17 protein-coding genes are annotated in these 15,717 nt (G+C 62.2%); 6 read left to right on the top strand and 11 right to left on the bottom strand.

Annotation, left to right across the window (positions count from 1 at the left end; genetic code table 11):
- From H6B15_RS14440 to H6B15_RS14390, 11 genes are all read right to left on the bottom strand, one after another.
- A partial coding sequence (locus H6B15_RS14440) for a ParB/RepB/Spo0J family partition protein (RefSeq protein WP_204648708.1) occupies positions 1 to 899 on the bottom strand: 899 nt, incomplete at its 3' end.
- Between the two features lie 133 nt (positions 900 to 1,032).
- Positions 1,033 to 1,737: a 16S rRNA (guanine(527)-N(7))-methyltransferase RsmG gene (rsmG, locus tag H6B15_RS14435; RefSeq protein ID WP_204648707.1), complete on the bottom strand. Its 705-nt coding sequence runs from the start codon at positions 1,735 to 1,737 to the stop codon at positions 1,033 to 1,035.
- Complete coding sequence (gene mnmG / locus H6B15_RS14430; protein WP_204648706.1) at positions 1,734 to 3,632, bottom strand: tRNA uridine-5-carboxymethylaminomethyl(34) synthesis enzyme MnmG; 1,899 nt, start codon at positions 3,630 to 3,632, stop codon at positions 1,734 to 1,736. The genes rsmG and mnmG overlap by 4 nt, the downstream gene beginning before the upstream one ends.
- Positions 3,633 to 3,654: 22 nt before the next feature.
- Positions 3,655 to 4,119 (bottom strand): hypothetical protein, encoded by a 465-nt coding sequence (locus H6B15_RS14425; protein WP_204648705.1) that lies wholly within the window; start codon positions 4,117 to 4,119, stop codon positions 3,655 to 3,657.
- A gap of 15 nt (positions 4,120 to 4,134) precedes the next feature.
- Positions 4,135 to 5,535: a tRNA uridine-5-carboxymethylaminomethyl(34) synthesis GTPase MnmE gene (gene mnmE, locus H6B15_RS14420; protein ID WP_204648704.1), complete on the bottom strand. Its 1,401-nt coding sequence runs from the start codon at positions 5,533 to 5,535 to the stop codon at positions 4,135 to 4,137.
- Between the two features lie 763 nt (positions 5,536 to 6,298).
- A complete protein-coding gene (gene jag, locus H6B15_RS14415) occupies positions 6,299 to 7,405 on the bottom strand; it encodes an RNA-binding cell elongation regulator Jag/EloR (RefSeq protein ID WP_204648703.1) in 1,107 nt (368 codons plus the stop codon).
- Positions 7,406 to 7,462: 57 nt separating this feature from the next.
- Positions 7,463 to 8,518, bottom strand: a complete 1,056-nt coding sequence (locus H6B15_RS14410) for a YidC/Oxa1 family membrane protein insertase (RefSeq protein WP_204648702.1) — start codon at positions 8,516 to 8,518, stop codon at positions 7,463 to 7,465.
- 599 nt (positions 8,519 to 9,117) lie between these two features.
- Positions 9,118 to 9,375, bottom strand: coding sequence for a membrane protein insertion efficiency factor YidD (yidD, locus tag H6B15_RS14405; protein ID WP_345942005.1), 258 nt, complete (start codon positions 9,373 to 9,375; stop codon positions 9,118 to 9,120).
- Positions 9,372 to 9,779: a ribonuclease P protein component gene (gene rnpA, locus H6B15_RS14400; protein ID WP_204648701.1), complete on the bottom strand. Its 408-nt coding sequence runs from the start codon at positions 9,777 to 9,779 to the stop codon at positions 9,372 to 9,374. The genes yidD and rnpA overlap by 4 nt, the downstream gene beginning before the upstream one ends.
- Positions 9,780 to 9,871: 92 nt before the next feature.
- Positions 9,872 to 10,006, bottom strand: coding sequence for a 50S ribosomal protein L34 (gene rpmH, locus H6B15_RS14395; RefSeq protein WP_204648700.1), 135 nt, complete (start codon positions 10,004 to 10,006; stop codon positions 9,872 to 9,874).
- Positions 10,007 to 10,051: 45 nt separating this feature from the next.
- Complete coding sequence (locus tag H6B15_RS14390) at positions 10,052 to 10,339, bottom strand: hypothetical protein (protein ID WP_204648699.1); 288 nt, start codon at positions 10,337 to 10,339, stop codon at positions 10,052 to 10,054.
- A 696-nt stretch (positions 10,340 to 11,035) separates the two neighbouring features.
- On the opposite strand from H6B15_RS14390, the gene dnaA reads away from it, so the two are divergent.
- The 6 genes from dnaA to H6B15_RS14360 form a co-directional block, all read left to right on the top strand.
- The gene (gene dnaA / locus H6B15_RS14385) at positions 11,036 to 12,355 is read left to right on the top strand and encodes a chromosomal replication initiator protein DnaA (RefSeq protein ID WP_204648698.1); all 1,320 of its coding nucleotides are present in this window, start codon (positions 11,036 to 11,038) and stop codon (positions 12,353 to 12,355) included.
- Between the two features lie 420 nt (positions 12,356 to 12,775).
- Positions 12,776 to 13,885, top strand: coding sequence for a DNA polymerase III subunit beta (gene dnaN, locus H6B15_RS14380; protein ID WP_204648697.1), 1,110 nt, complete (start codon positions 12,776 to 12,778; stop codon positions 13,883 to 13,885).
- 2 nt (positions 13,886 to 13,887) lie between these two features.
- Positions 13,888 to 14,103 carry an RNA-binding S4 domain-containing protein gene (locus H6B15_RS14375; protein WP_204648696.1) on the top strand — a complete coding sequence of 72 codons (216 nt, stop codon included), beginning with the start codon at positions 13,888 to 13,890 and terminating at the stop codon, positions 14,101 to 14,103.
- Complete coding sequence (recF, locus tag H6B15_RS14370; RefSeq protein WP_204648695.1) at positions 14,103 to 15,197, top strand: DNA replication/repair protein RecF; 1,095 nt, start codon at positions 14,103 to 14,105, stop codon at positions 15,195 to 15,197. Before H6B15_RS14375 ends, recF begins: the two co-directional genes overlap by 1 nt.
- Positions 15,198 to 15,199: 2 nt before the next feature.
- On the top strand, positions 15,200 to 15,466 hold the full coding sequence (remB, locus tag H6B15_RS14365; protein ID WP_204648694.1) for an extracellular matrix regulator RemB: 267 nt from the start codon (positions 15,200 to 15,202) through the stop codon (positions 15,464 to 15,466).
- Between the two features lie 53 nt (positions 15,467 to 15,519).
- A partial coding sequence (locus H6B15_RS14360) for a hypothetical protein (RefSeq protein WP_204648693.1) occupies positions 15,520 to 15,717 on the top strand: 198 nt, incomplete at its 3' end.

Here is a 15,717-nt window from a genome sequence, read left to right as displayed (position 1 = left end):
CGGTGGGGGTTACGGGCCACGGTGCCCGAGGGGTCCACCCCCTGCATGGGCACCGGCACCACCGCGAAGCCCTCCCCCGCCCCGGCTTCCCCGTGCACCGGAATGCGCACGGTGTATTCCAGGCATCCGTCCTTCTGGCCGCAGGTGGTGGTGGCCGCGATGCCCTTGGCCGCCATCATGTCCACCGCGTGCTGCAGGGTGTTCACAAACAGGCGCACGTCCCGCACCATGGGTACGGTGCGGCGCAACGGGCTGGGCCCGGCCTTGGGGGCGGCCAGCATGGCATCCACCAGCTTGTCCGCCTCCCGCACGCTCATCTTGTCCTTGACCATCTTTTCCAAGGCGGCGGTGCGGCGGCCTTCGGGCAGGCGCAGCACCGCCCGGGCATGGCGCTCGGTGAGGTGCCCCCCGGTGCACAGCTGCTGCTGGGCCGCCGTCAGGCTGAGCAGCCGCAGCTTGTTGGCCAGGGCCGACTGGCTCAGCCCCAGACGCCGGGCGGCCTCCGCCTGGGTGCAGCCCCACAGCCGGATGACCTCCCGGATGCCCCGGGCGGTGTCGAAGGGGTCCAGCTGGGCCCGTTGCAGATTTTCCAAAAGACCCAGGGCGGCGCTCTCGCTGTCATCGTAGTCCGCCAGGATGGCCGGGACCTTTTCCAGCTTGGCCAGCCGACAGGCCCGCAGCCGCCGCTCCCCCGCCACCAGCTGGTATTTATGTACCCCCGCCCGCCGCACGCTCACCGGCTGAAGCAGGCCGTTCTGCAAAATGCTCACCGCCAAGGCGGCGATCTCGGTATCATCAAAGGTGGTGCGCGCCTGGTAGGGCGAAGCCTCGATCTGCTCCACCGGAATCATCAGCACCTTGCCCGCCTTCTGCCGGTTCTTCTCTTTTGATTTTGCCATGGTGTCCCCTTTTCTGTATCGGATGGCCGTACAAAAACGGCCCTGTGGATTCGTATGCCGATTTCAGCATACCACAGGGCCGCGGGGAGGTGCCAGCACAATCGTTCGCCGGCATTTTTTCTATTTTGCGCTTTTACAGCGGTTTCTTCGCAATTTTTCCGCCGTTTCTGGGGTAAACGGTCGGAGTCTGCGATATTTTTCTGATGAAGATCAGGTTGCGGGTGCTGCCGTCCGGCAGGGTGAAGGCCCGGACCTCCTCCAGTTTGCCCCCCAGCTTGTGCAGGGCGTTCCGGGCGGCGTCGGTCTCGGCGGCGGCGTCGGGGCCCTTCATGGCAATGAACACCCCGCCCACCTTCACCAGGGGCAGGCAGTATTCGCACAGCACCGGCAGGGCCGCCACCGCCCGGGCGGTGGCCAGGTCAAAGGCTTCCCGCCAGCGCTTGCGGGCGGCTTCCTCCGCCCGCTCCTTGGCAAATTCCACGCCGGACAATCCCAGTTCCCCGCACACGGTGCGCAGAAAATCCACCCGCTTGCCGGTGGGTTCCATCAGGGTCAGCTCCAGGTCGGGCTTGTAGATCTTGGCCACAATGCCCGGAAACCCGGCGCCGGTGCCCACGTCCACCATCTTGCCCGCCACCTCCGGCTGGGCGGCCAGCAGCAGGCTGTCCACAAAGTGGCGGTCCTCGATGCCCTCGGGGCTGGTGATGGCGGTGAGGTTCACATGCTTGTTGGTTTCCACCAGCAGTTCGGCGTATTTGTCCAGGGCGGTGAGCTGGTCCGGGGTGAGGGAAATGTTCCACATGGAACATTTCTGCACCAGACGGGTTGTATCGATCATGGATGTTGCTCCTTTTCTTTCTCATAGCGCAGCACGGCCAGGCTCAGCTGGGCCAGGTCGCTGGGGCTGACCCCGGGAATGCGCCCGGCCTGGGCCAGGGTGCGGGGACGGATCTTGGAAAGCTTCTCCCGGCTTTCCAGGGTCATGGTGGGAATGTCGTCATACACAAACCCGGCGGGGATCAGCACCTTCTCGTGGCGCTGTACCTCCCGGATGGCCCGCTGCTCCCGGGCGATGTACCCGGCGTAGCGGATTTCGGTTTCCAGACGCAGGGCCATGGCGGGGGTCACGTCCTGGCCCCGGCCGATGACTCTGGCAATCAGCTCGTAGGTCACGGTGGGCCGGCGGAGCAGTTCCGCCGCGGTGCCCCCGGTCTCCCCCATCCGGCTCATGTCCACGCCGGCTTCCTCGGCGGCTTTGCGCAGGTCGGCCAGATGGATGCGGGTGGTTTCCAGACGGTGCATCTCCGCCTGCTTGATGGACTGGTCCTTAGTGAACACCGCCCACCGGGCGTCGTCCACCAGGCCGTACTCCCGGCCGATAGGGGTCAGCCGCTCGTCGGCGTTGTCCTGGCGCAGGCTCAGACGGTACTCGCTGCGGCTGGTCATCATCCGGTAGGGGTCCATGACCCCCTTGGTCACCAGGTCGTCCACCAACGTGCCCAGGTAGGAGGTGTGCCGGGCCAGCACCAGCTCAGATTTGCCCAGGGCGGCCCGGGCGGCATTCAGCCCGGCCAGCAATCCCTGGGCGGCGGCTTCCTCGTAGCCGGAAGTGCCGTTGAACTGCCCGGCGCCGTACACCCCGGCCACCACCTTGCTTTCCAGGGTGGGATAGAGGGTGGTGGGGTCCACGCAGTCGTACTCGATGGCGTAGGCCGGGCGCATGATCTCCAGATGCTCAAATCCCGAGATGGTGCGGTACATTTCATTCTGCACCACTTCGGGCAGGCTGGAGGACAGCCCCTGCAGGTACATCTCCTCGGTATCCTCGCCGCAGGGCTCCACAAAGATGGGGTGGCGTTCCTTGTCCTTGAAGCGCACCACCTTATCTTCGATGGAGGGGCAGTACCGGGGCCCCACCCCCTGGATCATCCCGCCGTACAGCGGCGAGCGGTGGAGATTTTCCAGAATCACCTGGTGGGTGCGGGGGTTGGTGTAGGTGATGTAGCAGTCCACCTTGTTGTGCATGGGGGTGCGGGTCAGAAAGGAGAAGGGCTGCAAACTCTCGTCCGGGTCCCCGGGTTGGCGTTCCAGCTTGGAGAAATCAATGCTGCGCCGGTGCACCCGGGCGGGGGTGCCGGTCTTGAACCGGCGCAGGGTGAAGCCGTTTTCCACCAGACACTGGGTCAGGGCGGTGGCGGCGTGCTGGCCGTCGGGGCCGCCGGCGTAGCTGGCCTCACCCACAAAGATCCGGCCGCCCAGGGTGGTGCCGGTGGCGATGACCACCGCCCGGCAACCGTAGTAGCCGCCCAGGCTGGTGATCACACCCCGTACCCGGCCGCCCTCGATGTCCAGGGCCACCACCTCCCCCTGGTGAATGTCCAGGTTGGGGGTGAGCTCCAGGGCGTGCTTCATCCACATGTGGTAGCGTTTGCGGTCGGTCTGCACCCGCAGGCTGTGCACCGCGGGGCCCTTGCCCCGGTTGAGCATCCGGCTCTGCAAAAAGGTGGCGTCCGCCGCCACCCCCATCAGCCCGCCCAGGGCGTCGATCTCCCGCACCAGGTGGCCCTTGGCGGTGCCGCCGATGGAGGGATTGCACGGCATGTTGCCGATAAAGTCCAGCGTCAGGGTGAAGACCGCGGTCTTCGCACCCAGCACCGCCGCCGCGTGGGCGGCCTCGATGCCTGCGTGCCCCGCGCCGATGACGATTACATCATAATTGCCCAGTTTATCCATAGTTTGTTTTTGCTTCGTCCTTTCAGCCCTGTTCGGGCAGGATGCCGTCGGTCAGTACCAGATACCGGTGGTAGTCGTTGCGGTCCACCAGCACCGGAATCTTGGGACGGTCCTGTAAAAACGGTTCGGGATCGAACCAGAAGTTTTTGCTTTCAAAGAGATATACCTTGCCGTCGGCGGGGTTCACCGCCTGGCATTGGATGACCAGGGGGCAGCGGCCGTTCACCCGCACCGAGGTGTTGAACTGCACCGCCACGAAATCCGCATAGATCCGGCTGCCGTTTTCCCGCAGCCAGGTTTCGGTGTAGCGTTCCTGGTGGTCCCGGCGCAGAAATCCGATGCCCAGCAGCAGGAAGGGCAGCCCGAAGAGGGCGAAGAAGAGCAGCACCGGCACCCGCAGCAGCAGGGCGGTGAGCAGCCCCACCGCGATGAAGACAATTCCCACGGCGGTGAAGATGCCGCCCATGAACAGATTCACCCGTTTCATCACACCACTCCCCTTTTATTTGCCCACACAGAAGGTGGAAAACACCTCGTCGATGGTGGCCTCGGTGGCGTCCTCGCCGGTGAGCTCCGCCAGGGCGGCCAGGGCGTCGGCCATGCAGACGCCGGCGGCGTCGGGGCCCAGCCCCTCCTCCTGCTGGCTGCGGATGGCCTGGGCCAGGGCGTCCCGGGCGGCGGTGGCCGCCCGCAGCTGCCGGGCGGAACACAGGGCCGCGGCCCCGGTGTCCACCTGACCGGTGCCCAGCAGGTCGGACACCGCCGCACTCAGCTTGGGCAGGCTGGCGGAATCCTTGGCGCTCAGGCACAGAACCTTTTTGAAGTAGGGGGCCAGGGTTTCTTCCATGGTCCGCAGACGGTCGTCGTCGGCCACCAGGTCCTGCTTGTTCAGGATGGCGATGGCCGGGCGGCCCTGGCACTTTTCCGCCACCGAAAGGTCATCGGGGCCCAGGCCCGCGTCGGCGTCAAACACGGCCAGCACCAGCCCGGCCTCGTCCAGTTTCTTCCAGCTGCGGCGGATGCCCTCGGCCTCGATGGCGTCCCCCTTCTCCCCCACGTCCCGCACGCCGGCGGTGTCAAAGAGGTTCAGGCGCACATCCCCCAGCATGACGGCCTGCTCCACCACGTCCCGGGTGGTGCCGGCCACCGGGGTGACGATGGCGCGCTCGAACCCGGCCAGCAGGTTCAGCAGGGTGCTCTTGCCCACGTTGGGCCGTCCGCAGAGGACACAGTCCACCCCGTGGCGCAGGATGGCCCCAGCGCCGTACCCGGCAATGAGCTTGTCCAGCTCGCCCTTGGCTTCTTCCAGGGTCATGGTCAGCTCGTCGGGCAGCAGTTCGGGCACGTCTTCCTCGGGGTAGTCGATCCAGGCAGCCAGGTGGGCATACAGGGATTGCAGGGTTGCCTGGATGCCCGCAATCTTTTTGGCCAGGGCGCCGTCCAGAGCGGCGCTGGCCAGGGCAGCCCCCTGGCGGCCGCCAGCGGAGATGATTTCCATGACCGCTTCCGCCTGGGTCAGGCTGATCCGCCCGTTGACCAGGGCCCGGCGGGTGAACTCGCCGGGGGCGGCGGGCACCGCCCCCGCCAGGTAGAGGGCTTCCAGCAGGCTGTCGGCCATGACGGTGCCGCCGTGCACCGAAAGTTCGATGACGTCCTCCCCGGTATAGCTGTGGGGCGCCCGGTAAAACAGGGCCACCGTCTCGTCCATGGTCTGCCCACGCAGCACAAAATGGCCGAACAGGGCGGTGTAGCCTTTGGCGTCGGCCACTTTCTTATTCTGGTGGATGGGCACAAAGACCTTTTCCACAATGGCGTAGGCATCCGGTCCGCTCACACGGATCACCGCGATGCCGCCTTCCCCCGGCGGTGTGGCCAGGGCGCAGACGGTGGTTGACAGCTGCATACATACTTCCCCCTTTTTGGTTTATGGTATCACAAAAACGCCGCCGCGGCAATGGCGGCGGCTGTGGGAGGGTTTGTTTTCCACAAATGGGGTTTGATTTGTGGAAAGTTGGAGGTTTGTTGGCAGGCGGCAGTTTGCTCGGCAAGCGGGTGCTTGCGGGAGACTCTTTCCTTTTCGTGCCCGAAAAGGAAACGAAAAGGGCCCGCCGTTCCGATGCGGCGGCCGCCGGCTGGGGCTGCGGCCCCAGACCCCAAGATGCGGCCACCTCACGACGGCCTACTCAGGTCCCCCAGGACCTGAGCAAGGAAAAATTTTTAAAATCCTTGCGGGAAAGCCGTTGCCAACCCGGAGTCTGCCATTAGCAGTTGCTGTTGGGCAATGGTATTAAAACCATTCCTTGTTCACCGGGCCCCAGCCCGGTGAATAGGCCGTCGTCAGGTGGCCGCACACCCCGGGTCCAGGGCCGCAGCCCTGGTCGGCGTCCACCGCGTCGAAACGGTGGCACTTTTTCGCTTCCTTTTTGGTGACAAAAAGGAAGGACCGACCGGCAAGCAGCCGTTTACCAAATGGCCAACAACATAAAGAAAAAAGTCAGTGGCAGCATGCCGTTTGCCATAAAGCCTCCCACATTCCACAAACACCCCAAAAATTGTGGAAAACTTTCCGGGTTGCCTCTCCCCTGCCCCGCCGTCAGCCCCAAAGAAAAAAGCAAAAAAACACCCCCATACCGTTTCCGGTACAGGGGTGATACATGATTCAGGATTTACAGCTCGATCTTGCCGAACATCTCAAAATCGTCGCTGTCGTTGATGCGGGTGCTGCGGGCCGGGGCCTGGGGCTTGGCTTCCGGGTCACGGGGAGCCGAAGCAAACTCACGGCCGGGCACACTGGAATTCCGGGGTCCCTTGCCGTAGCCGCGGCCGCCCTCCCGGCGGGGTCCGCGTCCGCCACGGTTGCCGCCCCGGCCGTCACGGCGGGGACCGCGTCCGCGGCGGTCATCCCGGCGGGGACCATGGCTGCGGCGGCCGATGCTCTCCCGGTCGGGCAGGTTGCTGGCGTCGGGGTCGGTGGAGTAGATCACCACGCGGCGGTCCTTGCCTTCGCCCTTGCTCTCGCTGCGCACGCCCTCGATGGCGGCGATGGCGGTGTGGATGATGTGGCGCTCATAGGGATTCATGGGCTCCATCTCGTAGCAGCAGCCGGTGCGCTGCACCCGCTCGGCAATGCGGCGGGCCAGGGCATGCAGGTCTTCCTCCCGCTTGCCGCGGTAGCCGCCCACGTCGATTCCCAGCTTGATGTAGGGGCCGTCCATCCGGTTGATCACCAGGCTGGCCAGGTAGGACAGGCTCTCCATGGTCTCGCCCCGGCGGCCGATGAGCACGCCCATGTGCTCGCCGTCCACCTTCAGGATGGTGGCTTCGCCCTGTTTCACCGCCCGGAAGGTGAAGTCCTTGGCGCCCAGCAGGTTGAAGATGGGGGTCAGGTAATCCACAGCGGCCTGCAGCTGGGGGTCGGCGGCAATGTCCAGCGCCACTTCTCCGGCGTCGGCGGATTCCTCGGCGGCGGCTTCGGCAGTCGGGGCCTGCTCCGCGGCGGGCTCTTCCGCCTTGGCTTCGGGCTCCTGCTCCGCCACGGCCTCCGGTGCGGTTGCCGGCTCGGCCGGGGCAGCCGGCTGCGGGGCAGCGGGCTCGGCTTCGGGCTCTTCCACCGTCACACGGACCTTGGCCGGAATGCTCTTGAACAGCTTGCGGGTGGGGAACTCCAGTACCTCGTAGCTTACGCCCAGGTCGTCGCGGTCCACGCCCAGTTCCCGGCAGGCGGCCTCCACGGCCTCCTCCACGGTCTTGGCGCTCATTTCAATTTCGCGCATGTTGACTTCCTCCTATCTTCCCTTCTTTACAAAGGGTTGTTGTTCACCTTGTGCCGCTCACTTCTTGCGGCGGCTCTTTTTGCCCTCGATCTCCATTTCCAGGCGCTCGGCCTCGGTCAGGGGGGTGGTGCGCTCGCCGGCATACTTGGCGGCGTCCATTTCCCGGGCGCGGGCCAGGCGGATCTTGTCCAGCTCACGCTGGTTCACGCTCTTTTCCACCTTTTCGCCCTTCTCTTCCACCACCACGGTGTGGGTGGCTTTCTTGGCGGCCTTCTTGGCGGCCAGCTCGGCCTGGTACTGGGCCTTGAACTTTTCGGGGCTGTAAATGCGGTAGGTCAGGAAACTCTGGCCGATCTGGCAGATGTTGGCGGCGGTGTAGTACAGGCAGAAGCCCACGGGGGCGGTGAAGCAGAACCAGACGAACATCAGGTTCATGGCCAGCATCATGAATTTCATGCTGCCCTGCATCTGGCTGTCCATGCCGGACAGTTTCTGGGTGATGAAGTAGGAGATGAACATGGTCACGGCCGCCAGCACCGGGAAGATGGCCAGCGGGGTGAAGGCAAAACCGGCGGCGCCGGTCATCTGGAAGCCCAGGAAGCTGGTGTTGAAGTTCTGGATGGAGGCATACTGATCAGCGCTCAGGGCGGTGCAGGCAGCACCGGACTGGATCTGGGCGATGAGGTTGCTCTGCATCAGGGTGACGTTGTTGGTGGCGATGCCCAGTTCCTGGCAGGCGGCGTTGATCACGTCGGCGGGAATGCCCAGGATGTACTGCACCGGGCGATACACAACCTCGATAACACCGAACAGAACCAGCAGGTTCAGGATCATGGGCAGGCAGCCGGACATGGGATTGTACCCATACTCCTGCTGGAGCTTCATCATCTCTTCGTTCTGTTTTTCCTGGTTGTTCTTATACTTTTGCTGGATCTCGGTGATCATCGGCTGGAAAACCGACATCTTGGCGGTGGATTTCTGCTGTTTGATGGCCAGAGGCAGCAGCAGCAGGCGGACAAGCACGGTGAAAACGATCATCGTGACGGCGTAGTTGGGGATCAGCTGATAGACAAGTGCCATCACCGGCCCCAGGATGAATGCGAGAAAACCCATAGTCGTTCCATTCCGCCCCGTCCGCGCACAGGACATTAGTATTTTATATTCGAAGGTCTTTGCCGCGCGGGGCAAAGACATAAGGAGACTTGGTCTGGTTTTCCACAATTTTTAGGGAGATTGTGGAAAGGTTGCGGCGCCGGTCGTTTTTTAGGCAGACGGCTGTTTGGCAGACAGCCGCCGACCGGGAACTCTTTCCTTTTCGTGCCCGAAAAGGAAACGAAAAGGGCCCGCCGTTTCGAGGCGGCGGCCGCCGACCAGGGTTTTCAACCCTGGACCCATGTGCGGCCACCCCTCCGGGACGGCCTACTCAGGTCCTGGGGGGCCTGAGTAAGGAAAATTTTTGAAAAAGCAAGCGGCAAAGCCCCTGCTCAGCAGCCGTTACCGGGCAATGGTATGAAAACCATTCCTTGTTCACCGGCCCCCAGGCCGGTGAATAGGCCGTCGTAAGGTGGCCGCATCCCGGGGTCCGGGGCCGCAGCCCCGGCCGGCGTCCACCGCATCGGAACGGTGGCACTTTTTCGCTTCCTTTTTGGTGACAAAAAGGAAGGACGGAACGGCAAGCACCCGCTTGCCAAGAAGCCGCCTGCCAAAAAGCATCAACTCCTGGTCAGCTTCCGGTCCTCACTGACCCACCGGCCTTTGGGGGGCACCGGGTCAAAGCCGAACTTGCCGAAAGGGTTGCAGCGCAGAATCCGCCACACCGCCAGCACAGATCCCTTGAGGGGACCGTGTATCTGCAATGCCTGCACGGCGTATTCGCTGCAGGTGGGCACAAACCGGCAATGGTGGCCCAGGTGGGGGCTGATGCGCCTTTGGTAAAACCGGATCAGCGCCACCATCCCGCGCACCATCATGCCCGGGCATCCTCTTTGGGCACGGGGGCCGCGGGCTTGGCCGGTTTTTCTGTTGCCGAAGCAACAGGATTTTTGTCCGGCAGCCCGGCCTTCTGCATCAGACGGCTCAGGGTGCGGCTGACCTGGGTGCTTTTCAGGTATGGCGTGCGGGTGCGCGCCACTAAAATTATATCATATCCGCCGACATTTTGCGAGAGGTGTTCACACAGCGCGGCGCGCATGACCCTGCGGGCCCGGTTGCGCTGCACGGCGCCGCCCACCTTTTTGGTGGCGGTCAGGCCGATGCGGGTCACACCCAGGCGGTTTTTGGCCACGTACAGCACCATGTGGGGGTGCACGTAGCTTTTGCCCCGGCTGTAGATACGGGTAAATTCCCGGTTTTTGTTCAGAACGCGGTATTTCATCCTTTTGGGCCTCTTTCGGTGGCGGTTGTTTAGCAAAAAAGGCCACTGATCATACTCAGCGGCCTTTGTGCTCGTTATCGGGTTGGCTTGACTCAGACGGTCAGGCTCTTGCGGCCCTTGGCGCGGCGACGTGCCAGAACCTTGCGGCCGTTCTTGCTGGCCATACGCTTCAAAAAGCCATGGACGCGGCTGCGCTGACGCTTTTTGGGCTGGAAAGTCTGCTTCATCTTTTTTTCCTCCTTTACGCGGTTCTCCCCTGGCGGGCTTGATCCTTAGTGATAAAAATCGCTTTCGGCAATGCCCGGTTCCTGGGGGCAGCCTTGCAGACTTTGATTATAAAGGATAAAACCACGTCTTGTCAATACCTTTTTGTGCAAAAAATCCATCACCACAGGCTTTTTTGCCCTTCTGCCGTTCTTTGCCCGGCGCAAAATAGAAAGGATTTTCCCGTCCCGCATCCCCCCTGTTCCCCCACATGCTGCGGCCGAAATGGAAAAAGGGAGGTTTTTTCCACAAGATGGGCGGAAAATGTGGAAAGTTTGGACTTTGCCGTAAGGCATTGCTTTCTGGTTTGTTTTTGAAGGCAGGCAGCAGCTGAAGGCTCCCCTGTGCAAGGGGAGCTGGCGGCCGGAAGGCCGACTGAGGGGTTGGAGACCGGACGGGTTTGCCCGGTAACGGGAAATCAGGCAGGGTTTACAACCCCACCGCCGCTGCGCGGCACCTCCCCTTACACAGGGGAGGCGCGGAGGAAGAGGCGACTGCACACCACCTCCCCTTACACAGGGGAAGCGCGGAGGAAGAGGCGACTGCACACCACCTCCCCTTGCACAGGGGAGGCTTTCCGGAAGAGCCATTCAAATCCATTCCTTGCTCACCGGCCCCAGCCGGTGAGTAGGCCGTCGTCAGGTGGCCGCACATGGGTCCAGGGTTGAAAACCCTGGTCGGCGTCCACCGCGTCGAAACGGTGGGACTTTTCGCTTCCTTTTGGTCACAAAAGGAAGGACTCTTCGGCTGCCTGCCGTCCCCCAAGAAGCCAGAACTTTCTCCTCATCCCCGGCTTTCCACAATTTTGTCGGAATTTGTGGAAACCTGTCCCCTGCCCGGGTTTTCAACAGATAGTTGTCTACTTTATTTATATATACCAGATATACGAATTGTATTGCCCTTTTATTTGTGGTATAATAATACCGTATATTTCTGCGCCTTGGCGGCCCGGCAGGCCCCGGCGTAAGACCGAACACGAAGTGGGGAAAAACATGGATTCTTTTAACGACGTTCTGGACGCGGCCAAAGCCTACTGCCGCGAACATACCGCCGACGCGACCTACCAATGCTACATCAGTGGTCTGGAACCGGTCAGCTTTGAAAATTCCAACTGCGTGACGCTCATGGTGCGCAACGACTTCATCCGCAAGATCGTTTCGGACCGGTACACCGCGCTGCTCAAGGATGCCTTCAAAGCCGTGCTTGGTTTTGACATCGAGCTGCAGCTGGTCATTCCGCCGTCGCAGCAGGAAGAGGGCGAAAAGGCCCCCGAACATATCACCGAGGACAACCTTCCTTCCGGGCGGTACGATTTCACCTTCGAAAACTTCATCCGCGGTCCGTCCAACCAGTTCGCCTTCGCGGCGGCCCAGGCGGTGGCGGCCAATCCTTCCGGGGCGTACAACCCGCTGTTCATCTACGGTCCTTCCGGTCTGGGCAAGACCCACCTGCTCAACGCCATCCAGATCGAGATCAAAAAGAATCATCCGGATTTCAACATCGTCTACGTGGACTGTGAAAAGTTCACCAACGAGATCATCACCGCGGTGCGCAACAACACCACCGAGCTTTTCCGCCAGACCTACCGGGAAGCGGACGTGCTGCTCATCGACGATATCCAGTTCATTGCCGGCAAGGAAGCCACCCAGGAAGAATTTTTCCACACCTTCAACACCCTGCACAACGCCGGCAAGCAGATCGTGCTGGCCTGCGACCGCCCCGCCAAGGAGATCAAGAGTCTGGAAGAGCGTCTGCGCACCCGGTTTGAATGGGGCCTGACCGCCGACATCCAGCCCCCGGATTTTGAAACCCGTGTGGCCATCGTCAAGCGCAAGGCCGAACTGCTCAACCTGGACCTGCCCGACGACGTGGCCGAATACATCGCCAACCATCTGAAACAGAACATCCGTCAGCTGGAAGGCGCGGTGAAAAAGCTCAACGCCTACTATATGCTGGAGGGCATCGCCCCCTGCATCGGGGTGACCACCACCGCCATCAAGGATACCCTGAACGACCAGCAGCCCATCCCGGTGACCATCGAGAAGATCATCAACGAGGTGGCCCGCACCTACAACGTCATGCCCGCCGACATCCGGGGCAAAAAGCGCAACGCCAACGTCAGCGCCGCAAGGCAGATGACCATGTACATCATCCGGGAGATCACCGGCATGAGCATGGAGGCCATCGGTTCGGAATTTCAGCGCGATCATTCCACAGTGGTTTACTCCATCAACACCATGGAGAAAAACATCGCCAAAGACCGCCATCTGAAAGAGACAGTTGACGATATTATGAAGAATATTCGCACCTGACAGGTCCCAAAACCGGGTTTTTATGGACCGTTGTTGAAAACCGGCGGCAGTTTTCCCCATTTTCCACCGTTTTTTCAACAATTAACATTCGTTTTCCACATTGCGTGTTAAAAACCCGAGTTGTCCACAAGGGCAAATTTTTCTTCCACAGGGTTTTCGGAAAAATTCACCGTCCGAAAATCCCGCCGTTATGCGGGGCGGTCAAGTTTTCCACCGTTTCCACGCCCCCTACTACTACTACTTTCAAAGTTTGTAGTTTTCGCACCGGGAAACAGAATTTCCCCCGAACTTTCTCCCCGCACAAAACCCCTGCAAAGCAAACAAGAGCAAAAATACAAGTTTCGGGCCAAGGGCGAAGCCCTGCCGCCCGAAAACACCCCCCGCAAAAACCCCATCCCCAAAAATACGAGGTGACCATACTTGAAGATCGAATGCGAAAAGTCGCTGCTCGCCGCGGCCATCGAAGGCGTCTCCCGCGCCATCACCAACCGTTCCGCCATTCCGGTGCTGGAAGGCATCTACCTGAAGGCCGAAGGCTTCCATCTGACCCTGACCGGGTATGATATGGAAATGGGAATCACTACCACTATTGATTGCAACGTCCTGGTTCCCGGCGAAATCGTGCTGGACGCCAAGCTGCTGGGCTCCATGGTGGGCCGCATGCCCGCAGGAAACGTGATGATCGAGCTGGACGACGAGGGCATGACCACCATCCGGGGCGGCGTGGCCGAATTTGAGATTCCGGCCATGAACGCCAGCGATTATCCCTCCCTGCCCAACACCGCCGCCGAAAATACCATGACCATTCCCTGCTCCATGATGCGGGAAATGATCGAAAAGACCATTTATGCGGTGGCCCAGGACGACAAAAAGCCCGCCCACACCGGCGAACTGTTCGTCATCGAGCCGGGCAGCCTGACCATCGTTGCCCTGGACGGCTACCGCCTGGCCATTCTGCAGCGGGATGTGGAGTGCACCCGGGACATCCGGATCATCATCCCCGCCAAAACCCTGCAGGAACTGCTGAAGATCATGGGCGGACCGGACGACCCGGTGAAGATCGACGCCAACCGCCGGTATGTGGTGTTCACCACCAACGGCTACACCATCATGAGCCGCCTCATCGAGGGCGACTTCCTGAACTACGAGAGCGTCATCCCCCAGGGTGCCCGCACAAAGGTGGTGGTGGACTGCAAGTCCTTCATCGAGACCATCGAGCGCGCCTCCCTGATCATCACCGAGCGGCTGAAGAACCCCCTGCGCATCACCTTCAGCAAGGACAAGGTCACCGTCCGCTGCCAGACCACCCTGGGCAAGGTGGTGGACGAGTTCCCGCCCGTCTCCATGGAGGGCGAGGAAGTGGAGATCGGTTTCAACAACCGGTATATGCTGGACGCTTTGCGCAACTCCAAGTGCGAAAAGATGCTTATGGAAATCAACGGACCCCTGAGCCCGGTGAAGCTGCTGCCCACCGAGGGCAAGGACTTCATCTATCTGGTTCTGCCCGTCCGGTTCAAGAATGAAGGTTGAGTATGGAACTCATCAGAATCAATACCGAGTTTATCAAACTGGACGCCCTGCTGAAGTTTTCCGGCCTGTGTGAGACCGGCGGCGAAGCCAAGGAGCTGGTGCAGGGCGGCGCGGTGCGTCTGAACGGCGAAGTCTGCACCCAGCGGGGCAAGAAATGCCGCGCCGGGGATGTGGTGGAGCTGGACGGCCGCGAAGTGAAGATCGCGGAGGGCAACTGATGCGTCTGGACCACCTGAAGGTGGAGCAGTTCCGCAACCTGGAAAGCGCCGAGCTCAACCCCGCTCCCCGGCTGACCGTGTTGTGCGGGGCCAACGGCCAGGGCAAGACCAACCTGCTGGAGAGCATCTGGCTGCTCACCGGGGCCAAGAGCTTCCGGGGCGCCAAGGACGCCGAGCTCATCCGCCGCGACCAGGGTTTTGCGGTCATCGAAGCGGACTTCGAGGGCGGGGGCCGGGACCAGGCCCTGCGCCTGACGGTGGGTTCCAAACAGAGCGAACGCCCGGGACGCCGTGCCCGCCTGAACGGGGCGGACCGGGGCCGGGCTTCCGCGGTGGCGGGGACCTTCACCGCCGTGGTGTTTGACCCCAACCATCTGAGCCTTGTCAAGGCCGGGCCGGAGGGGCGGCGGCATTTTCTGGACGCGGCGCTGTGCCAGCTGTTCCCCGGGTATCTGGCGGCTTTGCGGCGGTATGCCCGCCTGACCGCCCAGAAGAACGCCCTGCTCAAGGCCTACGACATCACCCCCGGCGGGGATGTGCTGCTGGAAACCTACAACGAGGCCATGGCCCAATGCGGGGCCGAGGTCATGGGGCGCCGGGCCCAGTATCTGGACAGACTGGCACCCCTGGCCGAAGCCAACTACCGGGATATTTCCAGCGGGGCGGAGGCGTTGGGGGTGCGGTACATGCCCTGCTGTGAGCCGGGGGATCCCCAGGCCCTGGCCGCCCGGCTGCGGGAAGTCCGCCCCCAGGAACTGCGGGCGGGGTTCTGCCTGACCGGTCCCCACCGGGAGGACCTGGAAATCCTCATCGACGGGCAGCCGGGCAAGATCTACGGCAGCCAGGGACAGCAGCGCAGCGCGGTGCTTGCCCTGAAACTGGCGGAAGCCAGCGTGGCCGGGGAGGTGCTGGGGGAACATCCGGTGATGCTGCTGGACGATGTGCTCAGCGAGCTGGACGACGCCCGCCAGACCTACCTGCTCACCCGCATCGAGGACAAGCAGACCTTTGTGACCACCTGTGATTCCGCGGCCTTCGCCCGCACCAACGGCAAGCTGGTGTTTGTGGAGGGGGGCCGCGTGCGGGAGGGATAGGCATGTATCTGCACGCAGGGCAGGATTTTATCGTGAACACCCGGGACATCATCGGGGTGTTTGACCTGGAAACCTCCACCGACGCCGGACAGAAAGCCAAACTCACCGACGAGTTTTTCCGCCGCGCCCAGAACGAAGGGGCGGTGGTGGACATCTCCGGCGCCATGCCCAAAAGTTTCATCCTGACGGATTTTTCCGGCGAGACGGTGTACATCTCCCAGCTGTCCACGGCGGCGTTGAAACGACGGGCGGAGAGGCTGGAGGTGTAGCAGAGAAAGGCTCCCCTGTGTAAGGGGAGCTGTCGCCGAAGGCGACTGAGGGGTTGGAAAGTTCCCGCCGCCGCCCGTTTTCTGGCAATGCGGATAAGCCCGCAACCCCACCGCCGCTGCGCGGCACCTCCCCTTACACAGGGGAGGCGCAAGGCGAACGGCAGGCGGACAAAGAAGGTGATGTCATGGATCGCAAGCACAACCCGGCCAACACCGCCCGGGCCCGTGAGCTGCGCCGCGACATGACCAAG

The organism is Gemmiger formicilis (assembly GCF_016900095.1).
GTDB classification, from domain to species: Bacteria; Bacillota; Clostridia; order Oscillospirales; family Ruminococcaceae; genus Gemmiger; species Gemmiger formicilis_A.
This window is presented reverse-complemented; position numbering and strand designations above follow the sequence as displayed.

Bases quoted from the DNA above. Each gene is read 5' to 3' on its own strand.
- rsmG (WP_204648707.1), bottom strand. From the start codon at position 1,737: ATGATCGATACAACCCGTCTGGTGCAGAAATGTTCCATGTGGAACATT.
- mnmG (WP_204648706.1), bottom strand. From the start codon at position 3,632: ATGGATAAACTGGGCAATTATGATGTAATCGTCATCGGCGCGGGGCAC.
- H6B15_RS14425 (WP_204648705.1), bottom strand. From the start codon at position 4,119: ATGAAACGGGTGAATCTGTTCATGGGCGGCATCTTCACCGCCGTGGGA.
- mnmE (WP_204648704.1), bottom strand. From the start codon at position 5,535: ATGCAGCTGTCAACCACCGTCTGCGCCCTGGCCACACCGCCGGGGGAA.
- jag (WP_204648703.1), bottom strand. From the start codon at position 7,405: ATGCGCGAAATTGAAATGAGCGCCAAGACCGTGGAGGAGGCCGTGGAG.
- H6B15_RS14410 (WP_204648702.1), bottom strand. From the start codon at position 8,518: ATGGGTTTTCTCGCATTCATCCTGGGGCCGGTGATGGCACTTGTCTAT.
- yidD (WP_345942005.1), bottom strand. From the start codon at position 9,375: ATGATGGTGCGCGGGATGGTGGCGCTGATCCGGTTTTACCAAAGGCGC.
- rnpA (WP_204648701.1), bottom strand. From the start codon at position 9,779: ATGAAATACCGCGTTCTGAACAAAAACCGGGAATTTACCCGTATCTAC.
- rpmH (WP_204648700.1), bottom strand. From the start codon at position 10,006: ATGAAGCAGACTTTCCAGCCCAAAAAGCGTCAGCGCAGCCGCGTCCAT.
- H6B15_RS14390 (WP_204648699.1), bottom strand. From the start codon at position 10,339: ATGCCTTACGGCAAAGTCCAAACTTTCCACATTTTCCGCCCATCTTGT.
- dnaA (WP_204648698.1), top strand. From the start codon at position 11,036: ATGGATTCTTTTAACGACGTTCTGGACGCGGCCAAAGCCTACTGCCGC.
- H6B15_RS14375 (WP_204648696.1), top strand. From the start codon at position 13,888: ATGGAACTCATCAGAATCAATACCGAGTTTATCAAACTGGACGCCCTG.
- recF (WP_204648695.1), top strand. From the start codon at position 14,103: ATGCGTCTGGACCACCTGAAGGTGGAGCAGTTCCGCAACCTGGAAAGC.
- remB (WP_204648694.1), top strand. From the start codon at position 15,200: ATGTATCTGCACGCAGGGCAGGATTTTATCGTGAACACCCGGGACATC.